The organism is Paraburkholderia adhaesiva (assembly GCF_021390575.1).
Lineage (GTDB): Bacteria > Pseudomonadota > Gammaproteobacteria > Burkholderiales > Burkholderiaceae > Paraburkholderia > Paraburkholderia adhaesiva.
Genome location: NZ_JAJEJQ010000002.1, coordinates 752,801 through 771,581, shown reverse-complemented (window position 1 = coordinate 771,581; position 18,781 = coordinate 752,801). Strand labels below are relative to the sequence as shown.

Here is an 18,781-nt window from a genome sequence, read left to right as displayed (position 1 = left end):
GGGCGCGGCCACCTTCCCCTTGGCCTAAGGCCGAACCTGAAACAACAGGCGATCGGCAGACCTATTTCGCAGTCGAACCAACCTTCTCCGGCGAGCCAACACCATCGGTCGAATACGACACGATCGAATCACCTGCCACGGACAACGCCGTATACGACGTCTCCCCACCGTGCCCCATCGGCTCGAACGATTTTCCGCCGTCGGTACTCACAAGACGCGTCCCGTTGAGACCCACTGCAAAAATACGCGAACCGCTCGCCGAAATCGCGGTTATCGAATTTTGTGCAGGTGTGGAGGCCTTGCTCCATGTCTCGCCCCGGTCCGCGCTGACGTAAATGGAGCCACGAAGCCCGCCCACCACTACATTGCCGGCGGCATCGACACAACCGGTCCAGAAGGAGCCTTCATAACCCGTCGACAAATACGTCCACGTCTGGCCGCCATCCAGCGAACGCAATACGTAGCCGTGTTCCGCAGCGATGAACAATGCCCCCTTTCCATCGCCGAAAATACGGCTGAAATTCGGCGTCTTGACTTTCATCCCTTGCTGGACGGGAATCTTGACCGCTGCCCATGTCTTGCCACCGTCATCGGTTTTCAGGAACAACGACCACAGTCCAACCGCAAAACCATGCTGGTCGTCCAGAAAGTACGTGGAATACAAGGGCTGGTCGACAGTCGCATCGCTGCGCTGCAACGACCACGTTTCTCCATTGTCGGCGCTGTGAACGACAACACCCCATTGACCCACCGCCCAACCCTGTTGACCGACAAACGTCACGGCGTTCAACTGAGCTTGCGTCGGTACGCTACGTGCCTGACGGAAACTGCGCCCGCCATCATCCGATAGCAGGACCACACCATGCTCTCCCACCGCGACCAGACGCTTGCCAGTGTCCGCGGCCCCGAGAATCGCCTCCTGGCTCGCATAGGGCACCACGACGGCGGGAGCGTGCAGCACGGCGATGTCATCGGCGGCATTCGCCGCGACCGACTGCCCGGCGAGCGTCGCGAGTGTGAGCATCCATGCGGACAACGCGGGACGCAGACGATTTGCTTGCTTGATACTTTTCATCGCGCCACCTATCAATGAGTAAGAATTCCCGGCACCGAAACGGCTTTTCGCCTCGGGAAGATCCTTTCCAGCCATACAGCGAGCGCGGGCAGCACGGTCATCGCCATCACCAGATTGACGCCGAACATGATGGCCAGCAGCTTGCCCATGTCCGCCTGGAATTTCAGTTCCGAGAACGACCACGTCGCCACGCCAACCGCCAGTGTGAGCGCGGTGAAGATCGTTGCCATCCCGACCTCGAGGATCGATTTCTCGAGCGACTTGACGATGTTCATGCCGTGACTCAGATGCAGTTGCAGGCGGTTGTAAATGTAGAACGCGTAATCGACGCCGATCCCCACGGCCAGCACCATCACCGGCAATGTGGCGACCGTCAAGCCAATCTGCAATTCCTTCATGAACCAGTATCCAATCAGACTACCGGCCGACAACGGCAAGCAACAGGCGACCACCGCGCGAAGATCGCGATACACGACGAGCACCAGCACGATAATCGCGGCATACACGTACAGCATCATCGGCAGCTCGCTGTGGGCCACTGCATCGTTGACTGAAGCCTGGATGCCCGCATTGCCTGCGCCGAGCAGCACTTTCGCGTCCGGACTCGGATGCGCGTTAGCATACTCATTGATCGAGTCGATCACATGGTTGATCGTCGTCGCCTTATGGTCGGTCAGATACAGATTGGCCGCCACCATGCTGCACGTCTTGTTCATGTAACCGCGGGAGCGACTGATCTCCTCCGACAAACTCGCGTAGTTCCCCTGGTCGGTCGGAACGACGGCCATCATCGGATTGCCTTCGTTGTAGCCCTGGTTATAAATCTTCAGCATGTCGGAATACGACTTCACCGACACGACGCCAGGCACATGACGCATCGCCGTCGAGAACTGGTCGACATAAAGGCCGACATTGACGTTGGAGCAATCGGCTCCTTGCGCTTCGACGAACACGGTCAGCCAGTCCTGTCCGGTGTCGTATGCACCGGCGATCGACGCCGCATCCAGGTTATAGAGCGCATTGACTCGCAACTCGGGTGCACCAGGCTGCAGCGTGCCGATAACCCGGTCTCGCGCTTCCCATGCAGCCGTAGCGACCACGACGCCAGCAACCAACAACACGACTGCGGCATTTCGAGGCTTTGCCAGCGAGGCGATCCAGCGCAACCACTGCCCACGCTGTTCGCCGCGTTGCATTGCGCGCTCCGCAAACTGCGAATCGAACTTCATCATCGATGCCGCGAGCGGCAGCATGACCAGATTCGTCAAGATCTTGTAGCCGACACCGATCGACGCCGTGATAGCCAGCTCCCGGACCATTTCGATCGGGACCAGCGCAAGCGTAATGAACGAAACGAAAGCCGTGACCAGCGCGAGAACACCAGGAATCAACAGACCCGTAAAGCTCGCACGTGCCGCCTCTGCGGTCGTTTTGCCGTGCGCGATCTCGCGTACGATGTAATTGATCTGCTGGACACCGTGCGAAACGCCGATCGCGAAGATAAGGAACGGAATCAAAACCGCAAGCGGATCAAGTCCATATCCGATCAAATGCAGCGTGCCGAATTGCCAGATCAGCGAGGTCAGCGAACACGCAATCGCCAATACAGTCAGCCTGACCGAGCGGCAGTACCAGTACACCGCCAGCGCCGTCAGCAACAGCGAAATCCCGCAGAACAACAAGACGTTTTTGGCGCCTTGGGCAATCGCACCGACCTCTTCCGCGAAACCGATGATTTCGATCTGGAAGTCCTTGTCGGAGAACTGCTGGCGCAGTGTCTTCTCGATCAGGTCGTGATAGGCCACGTAATCGATGCGCTTGCCTGCGGCGTCGAACTCGTGGACTTCCGCGGTGATCATTGCGCTCTTCTGGTCATTGCCGACCAGCGTCCCGATATAGCCACCTTCGCGCGCCGAGTCACGAATTCGCGCAATGGCGTCCGGCGTCAGGCTCTCCGGGATGACCGACTCTGAAATGACGGGATCAGCACGGAAACCGCTTTCGGTAATTTCGTTGACGTAGGTGTTAGGTGTCCAGAGCGACTGAACTTCAAGCCGCGTGATATTCGGCAGGAACATGACCGCCTGCGTCACCGAATACAGGCGCGACAAACCTTCCTTCGTCCAGATCGTGCCATTTTTTGCACGAACGACAATACTGAGCCGGTTAGCTCCGATCACGTCGCCACGATATTTCTCGTAAGCCTTGACGTAGGGGTGATTAACCGGCAACTGCTTTTCGAATCCGGCTTCCATGCGAAGCTGCGATCCAAACCACGCCATCACAAGCGTAAACAGCGCGAGCAGGGCAAGAATCAACTTGCCCCGCCGAAAAACGATTGCCTCGAGATGGCGGATAAGAGCGGTCAACACGCCATCGACGGTCTTCGCACTGGAATTCTTCGACATACCTTTTTCCTGGCTTGGCCGGCCCCATCGGAGGGCCGGCCTCGAACGGATCTATCAGAGATTTTTGGTCAGGAACAAGCCGACGTAATCCCGACCGAGCAACGGTTGCTCAAGTACACCAGGACCCCAGAACTTCGCGTAGTTCACGCCAAACGACCAGTCCGCGGGATTCTGCGTGAACGTCACGCTGATGTTGGCCGACTTCGCACCCTTCATGAACAGCGCCATTGCGTTCGGCGTATAGCCTGCCACTGCCTGGAAGTAGTAAATCTGCGGCGTGACCTGCCAGCCCTTCATCAAGTTGCCGTCATAGGTCCAGCTGAAATCAACGTTGTAGCCCCATGAGAACGCCGTCCCCTTCTGGCCAGCCTGTCCTCCGGGCGCGAAGCCGGATGAGCCTGGCGTTTCGAAGCCCCAGCCCCAATAACCTGCAGCCACCGGAACGCCTTGATACGAGTTCTTCAGGCCCGGATAGTCGATGAACGCCGCCTCGGCCATCAGCGTCGCCGTGCTGGCATTACCCAGCAAACGCAGGAGCCAGCCGTAGTCACTCGGCGTCATGCTCAGCAGCGCAGTCAGGTTCACCTGGACCTTCTGCTCGTCCACGTAGCACTGACCGTTGGCAAGACAGCCAAGGTTGTTCACATTGTTCGAGCCCAACGTGTTCAGGCTGACTGCATCGCGCGGACGGTACGAAACTTCACCGCCGAGCGCCCAGTCACCAACCTGGAAGTTGGTACTCGCACCGAACAGGACGCGATGCGGAAGGTAGTGGTAGAAAGCGCCCGAAAACGTGGAAGGATCCGCGTAACCGATGACCGGCGCTTTATCCGTGTACTGCATCGCGTATAGCGCGAAATTGGCCGGGAGCTCTTCCGGCGAAAAGCGCAGCGCAAGACCACCCTGGTTGACGGACCACGCCGGATAATTCGACGTCGCCGAGAAATTGCCGTAGTGTTCCGCACCCGCGCCAATCGTGGCGGTCGACCAGTAGCTGCCGACGGGCGGGAAGTAGTCTCCGTTCCAGCCGGCCTGGATATACGACTCGAGGCTAACGCCGTGACCGAACGATACCGAGCCGTCGGCAATCGGCGCCGGCAACACCGCTTCCTTCAACTGCGTTCCGGGCACGGACAGTCGCATCACGTCGACTGCGTTCGTGGCATTGATACCGCCGGGGAGAAAGAGGCTCTCACCCCAGTTGAGCACCTGGTTACCCACTTTGAAGCTGGCCGGCTGACCCGCGATCGAAAACGAATGACTCACCCACAAGTCAAGCAAGCGCGCCTTGAAGCTAAGCTGGCTTTCCGCACCCTGTGGGAACGACTGACCAATCCCGGCACCGCTAAACGTGCCGGAAGGGTTAATCGCCGAGAAGTCTTTCAGGTAATTCACCCGCGTGAAAAACTGCCAGCTGTCCGGAAACCGCAACGCGAGTTCGCTGGTGCCGTCGAGGTAAGTCGTGAACAGGCGGCCAGCCTTGGTGTTCAGGTTACCCTGATCGTTGACCATCGAAAGCGCGTCGAGACAGCCAGGAACCGGACCCGAGCCAAACGACGGCGCCGGGTTGCCCGGGCCGCCGTTCGTTCCGATGATCTCTCCGCACGACGGATTTTGCGTGCGGATACCCGTTCCGAGCGTGAACGTATTGTTGAACGCGCCGCTGATGTTCCCGTCATCGAGGTTGAATGTGTATGCATTCGCCGCCCCCGCATACCCGATCGATGTCAAGCCGGCGACGAGAAGTGCCGACTTCTTTATTTTTGTCTTCATCTAGTCCCCTCAGCGCCCTGTCACTGTCCACTGATCGTGGAAAGGTTGTCCTGCGTATAGAAGGCATCCGTCGTTTTCGGGCTTCCCGGCTTGGTGATCCAGTGCATGTCCTTGCCGCCGCCAACCGGGTTCATATCGAACACGTAGCGCCCTTCGCTGACGTTGTATTGCGCGAATGCCGTTGCATCACACGTGCCGGTCTCATACACGGGAACCAGATAGGACTCGCGGTACTTGAACAACTTGCCCTGTGCGTCGTAATCCTCGGCCGCAAGCAACGTCCAGCTATCTTCGTCGACGTAGAAGATGCGCTTCGGCGCGATGTGACGGAAACCGGACTTCAGCGTCGCTTCAACCACCCACACGCGGTGCATTTCGTAACGACGGTAGTCGGGGTTGACGTAGTGGTCTTCCGTGATCTTCTTCAGAGGCGTCTGGAAGTCATAAGCGCCGAACGAGTTGTACGGAATGTAAGCCTCGCGCTTTCCGACGATCTTCCAGTCGAAGCGATCGAGCGTGCCGTTGAACACCAGCGGCTCGTCCATCGTGTACTGCCCTTCAAAGCCGATTTGCGGCGCGTCGTAGGCGTACGACGGCATGCGGCGCACACGACGTTGTCCCGGGAAGTAGTAGTACGTTTCGGAACTCGGTTTGTCGAGGAAGTACTTGACGATCAGCGACTGCCCCTGAAGAGCAGCCGGCGCGGTATAGGCGAAGTACGTTGCGAACTCGATCGACGGATAGTCCGACGTCTTGTGCTCGCCGGCGACACCCCACGGGTAATACAGGGTCTGCGTCGACTCGGCGTTGATCCACTGGCCGCCACCAGGCGCCGGCGAAAGGACCGTGTTGACATGAGGGAAATCAACCGCAAGACCGCGGTAGCGCAGCTTGGCGTTCCACATGACTTCCGCGCCGGTTTTGGGTTGCGGGAACGGAATACCCGGCGTGTAGGCCTGCTTCATACCCCACCCATCTGCCTCGAGCGCGGCATAGCCCTCATTCATCTTCGTGTTCTTTGCGACGAAATCGGGCACGCCGCAATCACGGTGAGTGGGGTAAATCTCCATCTTGTAGCCGGGGATGGTCTTCAGCAGCGTCATCTCACCGTCGGTCAGCGCGTCTTTGTACTGGGCGGCGTTCGCTGCATCGATCGTCATAACCGGTTTTTCGCCGTTGTACTTCCACGACTCAGCCCGGTTCTGCCCGTATTTCCAGCCGCGGTCGATACCGTCCGCGCCCGTCCAGGCAGGGACCTTGCCATCGGCGCTGGCAGTTGCATCGGCGCCAAGCGGCGTCAGGTTTGCGGCATGCGCGCCCGACACGGACAAGGCGGCGCAAACGAGGCACAACGCCTCGCAAATCTTCAGTTTCTTCAGATTGCCCATAATTAGTTCTCCTGAATAGACATATCTATATGAAACGACAAACACGATCTGGACGATTTCGGCACAGACCCGCCCCAGTCGACTTCGTCCGGGTAGACGAAGGCAAGGGTTAGCGGGTCAGCCAGATTCCGTCACCGGCCATCGCGCATGCCGGCAAGGCCAATTAGGCGGTCAGCACCGTTACGACTTTTTCCTCGGTGTAGGCAAGCACGCCGGACAAGCCGCACTCGCGGCCGAGGCCACTCGACTTCACGCCACCCCACGGCAGGCGCGGATCGATCGGCGCCCAGCAGTTCACACCAATCGCACCGGCACGCACTGCACGCGCCACGCGGTGGGCACGCGACACATCGCGCGTCCAGACGGTTCCTGCGAGGCCATAGTCCGTGTCATTCGCAAGCTCGATTGCCTGCTCTTCCGTGTCGAAAGGAATCACGACACCAACCGGTCCGAAGATTTCGTTCTTTGCGACTGCATGGTCGTTACGGCCCATGAAGACCGTAGGCCGCACGAAGAAACCGTCACCCGAAACTTCACCACCGGCAAGCATCTTCGCGCCTTCTTCGATGCCGACCTGAATGAAGTGCCGCACGCGTTCGTGCTGCGCCTTGTTCGCGACGGGGCCCATCGTCACGCCTTCCGTGCGGGGATCGCCCACCACGATCGAATTCGCGCGCTCGGCCAGCTTTGCTGCAAAGGATTCCGCGATCGAGCGATGCACAAGAATTCGCGTACCTGCCGCGCACACTTGCCCTTGATTGAAGAACAGGCCGAGCGTGCAGCCCTGCAGCGCTGCATCGAGATTGGCATCGTCGAAAATGATCTGCGGGCTCTTGCCGCCGAGCTCGAGCGAAATACGCTTGAAAAGAGGACCCGCGGTGCGCTGGATAATGCGACCGACTTCCGGGCTGCCGGTGAACGTGATCTTGTCGACGTCCGGGTGCTCGCACAACGGTTGGCCTGCTTCCTCGCCATAGCCACAGACGACGTTAACCACGCCGTCCGGAATGCCGGCTTCCTTGCACAATGCAGCCAGGTGCAACGCGGACAAAGGCGTTTCTTCGGACGGCTTGATAACAACCGTGCAGCCCGCTGCCAGCAGCGGACCAACCTTCCAGCACGTAATCATGAAAGGCGTATTCCACGGCACGATCGCCCCGACCACGCCGACCGGATCACGCGTCGTGTAAGATAGCGTCGGCATGCCCATGTAGCCCGGCGTCGGGATGGTCCGACCCTCGATCTTGTCGGCCCAGCCGGCAACCGTGCGCAGCGTGCCAATCGCATTCGGCAAGTCCAGAATCTGCGGCTCGATCGGCGGACGTCCGATGCAGGTGGCGTCCATATCCGCGATCAGCGCAGCATCCCGTTCGACGAGATCAGCAAGGCGGTGAATCAGCTGGCCACGAAGCGCGCCGTCGAGCTTGCTCCATTCGCCGCCATCCAGTTGTCGCCGTGCTGCGGCTACCGCGAGATCGATGTCTTCCTTCGTGCTGCGTGCGCAGCGGGCGAACGGTTGAGCGGTGACGGGATTCGTCAAATGCAGCGTTTCGCCACGGACAGCGTCAACCTCACGCCCATCGATGAAATTTCGCAGAACTTTCACTTGCACTCCGGTTTTCAGTTGCTCTTCAATAGGTTCAGAGCGGTGCCGCATTCGGGGGCACAACGCCTGCAGCCCCTGTGATCACTCGCTTGCCGGATCAGGGCACTAAAACGCGTGCGCACTCGCTGCTTTGATTTTCGTAATCAACGAATAGCGAGTCGCACAATCGATCGACTGCGGCCGCTTCGTCGGAATGGAGAGTAGGTTTTGGCGCAGAGAAGGAAAATCGCGTAGATACGCGATAGGGATTACCCTGAATAAAACGGAGACCAGTAATTAAATCACCAGAATCACGAAATAAATCGCATCAATCAGGGCTATCCCTATAGCGTATCTACGCGATTGGCGCGCGGCCACCATCGACGCAAACTCGGTCCCCGATGGGCCAGAGAACCGTCTCTCAAGGCCCCGCCATTTCCATCTTCGAGACAATTCGCGACGCCTTATCTGGCGAATCACGCGAACTCGGACCGAGCGTAATAAGGAACAACCATGTCACGACGATTAATCTCAGGCGTGGCCGTGCTTGCCACTGTGCTGTTGTCAGCACACGCGCCGGTCGCATGCGCAACCGAAAAGATCGAAACGATCACGATCGATAAAGTGCCGGACTGGAATCCGAACTGGATTTACGGCATGGACGACAATTTCAACACGATGGCGGCTGGCACGATCCAGGTCTATGACGGCCAGAGCCAACATTTCGTTGGCCAGCTCAATTCCGGATTTTCGCTGGACGGAATGGCCATCTCGCCCGATCACGACACGATCTACGTGCCGGGCATCTACTATTCGCGTCTGACGCGCGGCACGCGCACCGACGTGCTCGACATCTTCGACCGCAAGACGTTGACGCACCTGGGTGAAATCACGCTGCCGACCAAGCATGCGCAATCCATCCCGACCGCACAGGACACGACCATCAGCGACGATGGCCGGTTCGTTTATGTGTCGAACGTCACGCCGGCAACGTCGATTTCGGTTGTGGACACCGCGAAGCGTCAGTTCGTCGGTGAAATCAACACCGCCGCCTGCCTGCAAGCCTACCCGTACGGCCAGCACGAATTCTTCTCGATGTGCCCGGACGGTTCGATCCTCCAGTTCGCACTCGACGATAAGGGCGCTGAACGCTCACGCCAAAAAAGCGCGCCGTTCTTCAAGGTCGATGAAGATCCGGTGTTCGTCAACGGCCTGCGCAGCGGCAACAAGTACTACTTCATCTCGTTCAACGGCGTGATCCACACCGTCGACCTTTCGCAAGGCAAGGCGGCGTTCTTGCCGACGTGGTCGCTGCTCTCGCAGGAAGATGTCGCCGCTAACTGGCGTCCGGGTGGCTATCAGGTTGGCGCGCTCAACAACAAGACCGGCGAGTTGTTCGTCCTGATGCACCAGGGCGAAATGAAAATGCACAAGGAACCGGGAACGCAGGTCTGGGTGTACGACGTCGCTTCGCACCGCCTGCTGCGCAAGCTCGATCTGGCTGCATCGCTCAAGGACGCTGGCCTTATGCCGCTCCTTGGCATTCAGGTTTCCCAGGTCGCCGATCACCCGCTGTTGTTCGGCATCACTGCCGACTCGACGCTGGTCCAGATGGATGCCGCGACGGGCAAGATTGCCCATGTCGAAAAGCAGTTCGGCTCCAGCACCATGCAACTGTTTAACCCCTGAACCCGACGGCTATGTTTACTTCGGATCCCACGGCTCATGCCATCGCAGTCGGCGCGATGAGTATTTACTTTCTCGCCGCCGCGATCGCCAAGTTCTCGAACCAGGCTGCATTCGCCGACGCACTGCGCGGCTATAGCCTGCTCCCGGACTCGTTGATCGCACCACTTTCGATACTCTTTCCCGCCGCGGAAGCGGGTGGCGCACTGCTCGTGCTCTATGGTCCGACCTGCGCGGTCGGAGGCATGGTGCTAACGGCACTGGCACTGTGTTTTGCAGCCGCCATCGCGTTCAACCTGCTTCGGGGAAATACGTCGATCGACTGCGGTTGCTTCGGCCCATTCGCCGCCGCGCAACCGGCTGACGCTCAACGCATCACGTGGTGGCATGCCGCCCGCGCGCTGGCCGTCGCCGCGATTGCTGCCGCAACCACGATGTCCGTCACCGTTCGCCACCTGACGTTGCTCGACGATTGCGTCGTGCTCTTCGGTATCGCCACACTCACTGTGATTTCGCTGACTGTCGACGCAGTGCTCGCGGTGCCCTACTCCTCTTCCCGCTAAGGTTTAATCATGCTTACCGCTCTCATTGTTTCGTCCGTTCTGCTGTGGATCGGTCTTCTTCTCGTCGCGCTGGTCGGGCTCGCCGTCATTCGCCAGGTTGGCATTCTGCACGAACGCATTTCGCCGGTCGGCGCGCTGATGATCGACAAGGGACCCGCGGTGGGTACCGTCGGGCCGTCGTTCGAAGTCCGCGATATCACGTCGAAGCCGGTCAAGATCGGCGGCGTCGAAGCCAATGGCAACGCAACGCTGGTGTTCTTCCTCTCGACCACCTGCCCGATCTGCAAGAAGCTGCTGCCGCTCCTCAACGATATCGTGCGCAAAGAAGGACCGCGACTCCGTCTGGTTCTGGTCAGCGATGGCGACCTCGGCGAGCATCAGGCCTTCTATGAAAAGCAACGTCTTTCGGCCCATCCGTACGTGCTTTCGCAGGACATCGGCATGGCATACCAGATCGGCAAGCTCCCCTACGCCATCCTGTTCGACGCCCAAGGCGTGATCCGTGCCAAGGGTCTCGTCAATTCGCGCGAACAGCTCGAAAGCCTGTTCGTGGCCAATGAGCGTGGTGTCGGCTCGCTGCAAGAATACCTGCGCGCGCAAGCCGACTGATCTCCCGGATTCGATCTATTTCCTTGGTGCTTCCCATGAGTATATTCAACCAGCTTTTCGAGCGCACCGCGCGAAGCGTTGCAGTCTCCAGTTCACGCCGAAGCGCGTTGGCCCGTCTCGGCGGAATGGTCGTCGGCGGGGCGATGACATCGCTGCTTCCCGTAGACCGCACTGCGAACGCTCAAACGCCAGCCGGTGCCACCGGCAGCGACCCCAGGAGCTGCGACTACTGGAAATACTGCGCGATCGACGGCTTCCTGTGCGAGTGCTGCGGCGGATCGTCGAGCAGCTGCCCGCCGGGCACCACCCCGTCGCCCATTACGTGGATCGGTACCTGCCGCAATCCGGCCGACAACACCGATTACATCATTTCGTATAACGACTGCTGCGGTAAAGGTTCTTGCGGACGCTGCTTCTGCAATACCAACGAGAACGAAACGCCGCTGTACAAGCTCTCGCGTGACAACGACATCAACTGGTGCATGGGCACGGCCAATGTCAACTATCACTGCTCGGTCGCTGCAGTAATTGGAGTCAAGAAGTCATGAAAGTAATGCAACACGCTCTGTGTGCAGCGGTCGTGATGTTCGCTGCCATTCAGAATGGCAACGCTGCAACCGTGAACACCAGCGCTGGTAGCACGGTGTTCGAATCCCAGTGCGTCGTGTGCCACCAGGCCGGCGCTGCCGGCATGGAAGGTCTGGCTCCGCCGCTGACGAAAATGCCTGCAGTCTTCGCGTCGAGCGAAGCCGGACGCGCGCACCTGCTTCACACGCTGCTGAACGGCATGGTCGGACCGATTACGGTGGATGGCGGCGATTTCAACTTCAAGATGCCGAGCTTCGTTGCGCTCTCCGATGCAGATATTGCCAACGTGGCCAACTATCTGATTTTCGGCGTCGACAAGGCTCCGGCATCGACCAAGCCTGTTACCCCCGACGCCGTCGCGAAGGCGCGTAAAGCTACGCTTACACCCGATGACGTTTATGCCGAGCGCGCTCACCTGCCCGGCGGAGGCGCACAAAAGTGACGATCCAGTCAGTCAAGCCGTCTACTGCCATGGCTTCGGGATTTCGCGCAGCTAGCCAGGCGTGTGCCTGCGCCCTCTTCGCACTTGCCGCACTGATGTCCGGTGGATCTGCACGTGCCAGCGAACCAACGGGCTCACGCGCAACAGATCTTCAACTGGGCAGGCAGAACTACGTGCTTGACTGCATGGGTTGTCACGACAGTGGCGGAGCCGGCGATATCGGTCGCATTCCGCCACTGCGAAACACCACCGCGCAATTGCTGCGTGCGCCTAAAGGGCGCGAGTATATTGCGCGCGTTCCGGGGTCATCATCGGCGTCGCTCAGTGACGACGAACTGGCAGGCGTGCTGAATTACATTCTGGTGGATCTCAACCACGACATCCTGCCCCAGAACTTCAAACCCTACACGGCGGAAGAAGTGGCGCGATTGCGCACTCCGGCTTTAGACAATCCGGCGAAAACGAGAGGGGAGTTGATCCGCTATCTGGGCGAACACAGCAAACCCAGCCCTTCCGCGTATTACTAGCGCGATCTATCACTACGCACGCCCTGCTGAGGGCGGTGCAAGACGGACTGGGGGACTGGGCCTCAGTCCTGAGCGTCGAAAAGCTGACTGCCCAGTTTCTGCAGCGCCATAATCAGTTTTGGTGTCGAATTGACGGCGAGCTTTTCGCGTAGACCGCGCAATTGGTGATCAATGGTCGAGGGCGCGCGTCCAAGCCTGTTTGCTATTTCCTTGTAGCTGCATCCACTCAATACCAGTTGCGCAACGCGCTTCTCGGCAGATGTGAGGGCTACCGCCTGCGGCGCAGGATTAGTGCTGGGGTGTTGGGTCTCGCTGCCTTCAGTGATCGGACGCAGAATGGGGTTCAGGATCTGCTCCACCACTGTCTCAAACGTTTCAACCGCAGTCGGCGACCATGCGGGCGCCCCTATTCCACGGTCGAGACACACCAGGCCGACCGAGCGTCCGAGGGGTCGAAGGGCCATAGTCAGTTTGCGTTGCACTCCGGCATTTCCCAACTGGAGACGCACCGGCGCGCTCACCCTCAAATCCGTTGCGACGTCATCGATCACGACGGGAATCCGCGACGCGATGCTCAGTTCCAGCGTCGGATCGGAGAGATCGAAATTCATCCCGATGACACTCGGCATCGAAGCAAACGCCGGCCGGATGCACTCTTTCATCGGTTGATAGCCGTGCGATCCGAAAGCGATCAGCCCGGCATCGGCACGATCCGCATTCAATCTATCGGTAAGCCAGTCCAGAACGACAGTAAGCAACTCTGCGGGTTCATCGAGGTAGAGCAACAAATGGGCAGCCAGGTCGCGCAAATCGGCCCGTACAAGCCCGCCCTGACGCAGCAGGCTATCGCGGAGCGAACGCTGGGCACCGTCCAGGCTACGTATAGCAGCGGATTCGGAAGCGCCCTGTTCACCGCCGCTCGCAACGGGAGGCTGATTGCTGGTCGACGCAAAGCGCGCGCCGATTTCCACCGGTTCGCGCGAACAAATTCCAGCTTTGCCATTTTCAGTCGCCAACTGCAACGTTCCCATTCCTGCCACTCCTACGCTAAACGCCGAATGTCGGTCCACGCAACCGCCGACATCAATGACCCTATGGTGCCAGATGCCCACACACCACCATCGAACGCCTCGGGACACTGCACTTGTCCTTCGGGTTCTGCCAGGTGTTGGGGATAGTTTGAGGCATCCAATAAAGTCAAAGTATTTTATTAACTTGCGTGGGCGAATCGCCCGCCTGCCCGGTCATACGCTGCGAAGAGACGCACGTTGAGCGATGCACGATTACAGGCTGCCTTCATCCGGTTGCAGATCAAGGCGAATTGTTGACGTACTGGACCAGTACGCGAGATAAACAGCCGTGTGCGCCGAGGATCGCGAAGCGCACACACGCCTCGAAGGGGGTCCCCTTGGGGGATCAACTGCTCGCGCCGACGCGTGGACTGGGAATTGTGGTCGGCGCAACGGTCCAGGCACGTCGAGACCTTGACGAATACGCGTTTCGCGGTTTCCGGGTGCGAGCCCCGGCTGCTGACGCGCTTTGGCGCCGCTTTGCCCCTGCAGCGCATGGCGCCACTGATGATCGCTGCCGGAAAACCGAAACCGTAGCAACGCGATTCACTCTCTTTCATACTGCAATTCCAACCAATACAGCGCTCGACTTGATATTTCCTAATTTTTGCGTACTTTCGTCAAGTTGTAATCCAGGTGTTTACGTTTATTCCCCTTCGCAACGAAGTGGCTTTGGACATAGAAAAACGGAATTTGCAACAGCGGAAATTCCCGACTCGCAAATTTCGACTCGTAAGCCACGCGTAAACAAGCTTGAATGCTTTGCTGTCGGGGCCGTCGGTCAAAGCGATACCGGGTATTGATTTCCCGGCAGCATTTCACAGGCTGAATTCCGGAGGCGCATTTCGAAATGCGGCAATGGAGCGGACCGACAAGCATTCCCTGCGCTCGGCGACGAACCATGGGTCGATCACAAACAGGCGGGTGCTATCTGGCGGACCATCATTCCACCAGCGTCCGGGATCGCTCCTGGCTGTCTCGACAAGATCAGTACGCTGCAGAGGAAGCTAGCGCGCCCTTACGGCCGGGGCCGACCGCAATGGTGGAAACGTCGCAATACGGCTCATCGTCTGCGCGCGGGCGCCAGATCAGTCCGCGACCGCCAAGCCGAAAAACAACACGGCGTCACGCTTCCTTCCAGATACAAACATCACCGCGCGCGAGGCTCGGGCCGCCAAGCACGAACACAGCATCTCGCGGCGCTGGCGCCTCTACAGCTTGCGCACCGAAGTTGAACGCGAACGTGAGGCCACCCCGCCGGCGAATCCGCAGCCCATCGGCCAGCAATTGCGTTTCAAGGTCCGCATCGCGCGCCGCCGTCTGCAACACCTTACGATGAAGTTCATGCGACAGCCACCCAGCGACGTAGCGCACGTTGCCGAGCGTCAGCAACGCAGGCCATGCATCGTCGAAGCGCGCGACAACACGCGTCTTTCCGTTGGCCCGCACGTGCTCGCGCCAGTGCAGCGCACTGCCCTGCACGCCCGCGACGGTCAGCGTTGGTGCCAGCGTCGGCCGCAACGTTTCGACTTCCAGCACCTGGATCGGCAGCACGCGCTGCAATGCGCCGGGCGGCAGATCGTCCGGAATCGCAAACGCGCCAGTCTTCGAGCCACTGCGCGGTCCGAACACCCACTGCGCGTCGCTGCGCGCGATCTGCTCGACTAGCGCGTGATCGATCACCGCAAGGCTCGGCACGACAACAAGTTTGTATCCGGAAAAGTCGGCGCGACTCGACACGATATCGACGTCAAGACCGATTTCGCGCAACGCCTCGTAGTAGTCGAACACGAGCGACTGATAGTCGAAGTCCTTGCCGTGTCGCTGAATCTCGAACATCCATTGCGTCTCGTAGTCAAATACGAGTGCGGTCGCCGCGCCTTCGGGTGCGGCAAGCGTAGATAGCGCGATACTGCTGGCGATCTCGCGCGCCACCCGTTGCACCTCGATACCACCGGGCGACAACTCGTTGTTCGGCAGATTCAGCCCCGAGTGCATCTGCTCCTGTGCATAGGGACACTGACGCCAGCGAAAATACGACACCAGTTCCGCACCATGCGCGAACGCTTCGTACGCCCACAGCCGTACCATGCCGCTCGCGGGCACAGGATTCCATGACGCCCAGTTAACCGGACCAGCCTGCTGCTCCATCACCCAGAACCGCCCGGCACCAATGCCCCGGTAGCGGTCGTGATCGAACGCGGACACGTCGGGATGCCCAGTGCGCGCAAAGCGTGCCTTCTGTTCCTCCGGCAGCGCGATCGATTCGGTGCGGGCGATCGGATAGCTGTCCCACGCGGCGACGTCGATCGCACTGTCTGCGGCGAACCGATAATGATCGAAAGTCGTGAAGAAACCCATGAAATTGTGAAGCAGGTCCGCGTTTGGTGCGTGCTCTCGAAGCACAGCGATCTGCTCGCGATGGAAACCCGCCACTTCGTCGGACATGAAGCGACGGAATTCGAGCAGATGAATCGGATTTGCATCCGTGGGAGTCAGGTTGGGCAACCCGATCGCATCGAACGACAAATACTCCATGCTCCAGAACACGTTGCCCCATGCTTCGTTCAATGCATCGATGGTTCCATATTGGCGCCGAAGCCATGCGTGAAACCGTGCCAAAGCCGCGTCCGAATAGCTCGGCACCGTATCGTGACAGCCGAGTTCGTTGTCGGTCTGCCACGCCACGATCGACGGATGCCGCCCGTAGCGCGTCGCCAATGCGGTCACAATACGCACGCATTCGCGCCGGTATATTTCGCTCGAAACGTCGTAGTGACGACGCGATCCGAAATTCCAGCGCGTACCGTCCGCACGCATCGGCAGAACCTCCGGATACGCATCGACGAGCCACTTCGGTGGCGACGCGGTGGGGGTGCCGAGCACCAGTTTCAGGCCGGCATTCGCGAGCGTGTCGATCGCTTCGTCGAGCCATTCCCACGCAAACTCGCCAGCACGCGGCTCCATACGACTCCACGCGAATTCGGCAATCCGCACGTGCGTGATGCCAAGCTCGACCATACGTCGCGCATCGTCGGCCCACATCGCGCGCGGCCACTGTTCCGGGTAATAGCAGACACCTAGTTGCATGTGAGCATCTCGTCGTAAATGGGCGGCCAACCCCGCGGGGCAGGATTGCGGTTTATCCTCGCTCACGCCGAAATTCAGCCCCGGTGACGAAATGCCTTTGCATCGCGAAGAACATCAGCGTCGAAGGCAATGCGACCAGTAGCGAACCCGCCGCGACCAGATTCGGTGCAGTTGTCCGTTGGACCTTCAATGAAAAGACGCCCACCGTGACCGGTTCAGCGTCGTCACCCTGTGTGAGGCATAGAGCCCAGATGTGCGGGAGAAAGTCGAGTGCAAACGCCGGCCGTCGATACACGGCCGGCGCGGCGTGACTTATTTCTGATAGATGCGCTTGCGCGTCGCTTCGAGCTGAGCGAGCACGTTATCGAGTTGCGACGGATCGCTGTAGAACTGCTGCATGGCCTTCATGCCTTCGTCAGCCATTTCCTTCTGCATATCGCGATCGTAGAACTGCGCGATTCCGCCCTTCGTGTTTGCGAGCGTCTGGAAACCAACTTTCGAAATCGCGTCATCCGGTTCGGCTGCCTGACTGTTCGACGGCAGCTGTCCCCAACCCTTCGCGAGTTCGGCGTTGATCTTCGGCTGCTCCATGAACGCGAGCAACTTGCGCGCGTCGGCCTTGTTCTTCGCCTTTGCCGGAATCAGCAGCACGTTGACGGGACCGTCCTCCGCCATCGGCACGTTTGCATCAATCACCGGGAAACGGAAAAAGCCGATCTGATCCTTGATGGACGGCGGAAAGCTCGCCGAGAAAAACGTGCCCATCAGCATCATCGCGGCCTTGCCGTTGACGAGGAACGGTGCGATCGAATCGACATCGTACGAAAGCGCGTTATCGATGAAGTCATGGTTGTCGATCAGCGTCTTCCATGTCGTGTAGACCTTCTTCACGCGCGGATCCGTGTACGGAATTTCGCCGGCCATCAGCTTCTGATGAAACTCATTGCCGTTGAGCCGCAGATCGAGGTAGTCGAACCACGCGGCAAGCGTCCAGCTATCGCGTGCGGGCACCGCGATCGGCGCGACGCCGATCGCCTTAAGCTTCCGGTTGGCTTCGAGCAGTTCGTCCCATGTTTTCGGTTCGCTCTTGATGCCAGCCTTCTCGAACAGATCCTTGCGATAGAAGAACCCGTACGCGTCATAGCCTAGCGGCGCCGCGTACTGTTTGCCCTTGTACGTCGACGCTTCCTTGACCGACGCGTACTGCTGCGACCAGCCGTTCTTCGCCCAGTCCTGGCTCAGGTCTTCGAGCAGCCCGCGCTGCGCGTAGTAAGCCATCCGTTCGCCGTCGTGCCACGAGACGACATCGGGCGGTTCGGTCGCCAGCCAGCCACCCATCTGCACCTTGTACGTTTCCTCGGTGACGTACGTGATTTTCATATCAATGTCGGGATTGGCTTTCTTGAACTGGTCGAACGCATCCTGCCAGGTCGAGCGCTGATTAGCGCGCGCCGACACAATCACGTTGAGCGTGGCCGCATCGACCGAGGCGCTGACGAGAGCGCCGGCTACCATTGCGGCAGCAATCGACACCCGGGCAAGACGGCGAAGGCGAAGAGCAAGCATCGTATGTCTCCTTATCTACCTTGTTGACCGGCTAAGCTGGGCCGGAAGTGTGACCCGCTCTGTGGCGGAGTTCGGCATGACGAGCCATTGACCCGTCCTTGACGATCGATCAGGCGGCAATATGCGGAAACCGCGAAGTGCGCTGGAATACCCTGGCGACGCTTCGCCCGGCGGTGGGTATGTCGTTGACGAGACGTCCGCCAATTTGCAACTCGTTTGGCGTGGAGTCTTCGAGACCGGCGAACATCTGCAGCAACGTGGACTTGCCGCAACCCGACCCGCTGGGAAAGACACGGACGTCGTGCCGGGCGATCGCCGGACTGACGCGCGCGATCACTGGCGAGCGATCGCCATAAACCTTCTGCACGTAGATCAGACGAATCTTCGCCATGCTGTCTCCGCCTTGATTTA

At 59.4% G+C, this 18,781-nt stretch carries 15 protein-coding genes and 1 pseudogene; 6 read left to right on the top strand and 10 right to left on the bottom strand.

Annotated elements, in window-relative coordinates; all coding sequences use genetic code 11:
• Positions 1-61: 61 nt before the first annotated feature.
• The 5 genes from L0U80_RS19005 to L0U80_RS18985 form a co-directional block, all read right to left on the bottom strand.
• On the bottom strand, positions 62-1,075 hold the full coding sequence (locus L0U80_RS19005) for a WD40/YVTN/BNR-like repeat-containing protein (RefSeq protein ID WP_233868406.1): 1,014 nt from the start codon (positions 1,073-1,075) through the stop codon (positions 62-64).
• An 11-nt stretch (positions 1,076-1,086) separates the two neighbouring features.
• Positions 1,087-3,483, bottom strand: coding sequence for an efflux RND transporter permease subunit (locus tag L0U80_RS19000; RefSeq protein ID WP_233868397.1), 2,397 nt, complete (start codon positions 3,481-3,483; stop codon positions 1,087-1,089).
• 54 nt (positions 3,484-3,537) lie between these two features.
• Complete coding sequence (locus tag L0U80_RS18995; RefSeq protein ID WP_233868395.1) at positions 3,538-5,256, bottom strand: DUF1302 domain-containing protein; 1,719 nt, start codon at positions 5,254-5,256, stop codon at positions 3,538-3,540.
• A gap of 20 nt (positions 5,257-5,276) precedes the next feature.
• Positions 5,277-6,644 carry a DUF1329 domain-containing protein gene (locus L0U80_RS18990; protein WP_233868392.1) on the bottom strand — a complete coding sequence of 456 codons (1,368 nt, stop codon included), beginning with the start codon at positions 6,642-6,644 and terminating at the stop codon, positions 5,277-5,279.
• A gap of 163 nt (positions 6,645-6,807) precedes the next feature.
• Positions 6,808-8,301, bottom strand: a complete 1,494-nt coding sequence (locus L0U80_RS18985) for an aldehyde dehydrogenase family protein (protein WP_233868389.1) — start codon at positions 8,299-8,301, stop codon at positions 6,808-6,810.
• Between the two features lie 441 nt (positions 8,302-8,742).
• Between L0U80_RS18985 and L0U80_RS18980 the strand changes: the two genes are divergently transcribed.
• Genes L0U80_RS18980 through L0U80_RS18955 form a run of 6 tightly spaced genes read left to right on the top strand, consistent with a single transcriptional unit; the run spans position 8,743 to position 12,644 of the window.
• Positions 8,743-9,918 (top strand): amine dehydrogenase large subunit, encoded by a 1,176-nt coding sequence (locus tag L0U80_RS18980; protein ID WP_233868386.1) that lies wholly within the window; start codon positions 8,743-8,745, stop codon positions 9,916-9,918.
• Between the two features lie 11 nt (positions 9,919-9,929).
• Positions 9,930-10,478 carry a MauE/DoxX family redox-associated membrane protein gene (locus tag L0U80_RS18975; protein WP_267954849.1) on the top strand — a complete coding sequence of 183 codons (549 nt, stop codon included), beginning with the start codon at positions 9,930-9,932 and terminating at the stop codon, positions 10,476-10,478.
• A gap of 6 nt (positions 10,479-10,484) precedes the next feature.
• The gene (gene mauD, locus L0U80_RS18970; protein WP_233871437.1) at positions 10,485-11,087 is read left to right on the top strand and encodes a methylamine dehydrogenase accessory protein MauD; all 603 of its coding nucleotides are present in this window, start codon (positions 10,485-10,487) and stop codon (positions 11,085-11,087) included.
• A gap of 35 nt (positions 11,088-11,122) precedes the next feature.
• On the top strand, positions 11,123-11,635 hold the full coding sequence (locus tag L0U80_RS18965; RefSeq protein WP_233868381.1) for a methylamine dehydrogenase light chain: 513 nt from the start codon (positions 11,123-11,125) through the stop codon (positions 11,633-11,635).
• Positions 11,632-12,117 carry a c-type cytochrome gene (locus tag L0U80_RS18960; protein WP_233868379.1) on the top strand — a complete coding sequence of 162 codons (486 nt, stop codon included), beginning with the start codon at positions 11,632-11,634 and terminating at the stop codon, positions 12,115-12,117. Before L0U80_RS18965 ends, L0U80_RS18960 begins: the two co-directional genes overlap by 4 nt.
• Positions 12,114-12,644 carry a c-type cytochrome gene (locus L0U80_RS18955; protein ID WP_233868377.1) on the top strand — a complete coding sequence of 177 codons (531 nt, stop codon included), beginning with the start codon at positions 12,114-12,116 and terminating at the stop codon, positions 12,642-12,644. Before L0U80_RS18960 ends, L0U80_RS18955 begins: the two co-directional genes overlap by 4 nt.
• Positions 12,645-12,706: 62 nt before the next feature.
• Here the strand turns inward: L0U80_RS18955 and L0U80_RS18950 are convergent, their stop codons facing one another.
• From L0U80_RS18950 to L0U80_RS18930, 5 genes and pseudogenes are all read right to left on the bottom strand, one after another.
• The gene (locus L0U80_RS18950; RefSeq protein WP_233868375.1) at positions 12,707-13,675 is read right to left on the bottom strand and encodes a helix-turn-helix domain-containing protein; all 969 of its coding nucleotides are present in this window, start codon (positions 13,673-13,675) and stop codon (positions 12,707-12,709) included.
• A 1,164-nt stretch (positions 13,676-14,839) separates the two neighbouring features.
• The gene (locus L0U80_RS18945; protein ID WP_233868373.1) at positions 14,840-16,804 is read right to left on the bottom strand and encodes a beta-galactosidase; all 1,965 of its coding nucleotides are present in this window, start codon (positions 16,802-16,804) and stop codon (positions 14,840-14,842) included.
• 52 nt (positions 16,805-16,856) lie between these two features.
• Positions 16,857-17,060, bottom strand: a pseudogene (locus L0U80_RS18940) (carbohydrate ABC transporter permease); the annotation flags it as partial.
• Positions 17,061-17,116: 56 nt separating this feature from the next.
• Positions 17,117-18,319, bottom strand: a complete 1,203-nt coding sequence (locus tag L0U80_RS18935; RefSeq protein ID WP_233871434.1) for an ABC transporter substrate-binding protein — start codon at positions 18,317-18,319, stop codon at positions 17,117-17,119.
• A 160-nt stretch (positions 18,320-18,479) separates the two neighbouring features.
• The gene (locus L0U80_RS18930) at positions 18,480-18,761 is read right to left on the bottom strand and encodes an ATP-binding cassette domain-containing protein (protein ID WP_233868371.1); all 282 of its coding nucleotides are present in this window, start codon (positions 18,759-18,761) and stop codon (positions 18,480-18,482) included.
• Positions 18,762-18,781: the final 20 nt, after the last annotated feature.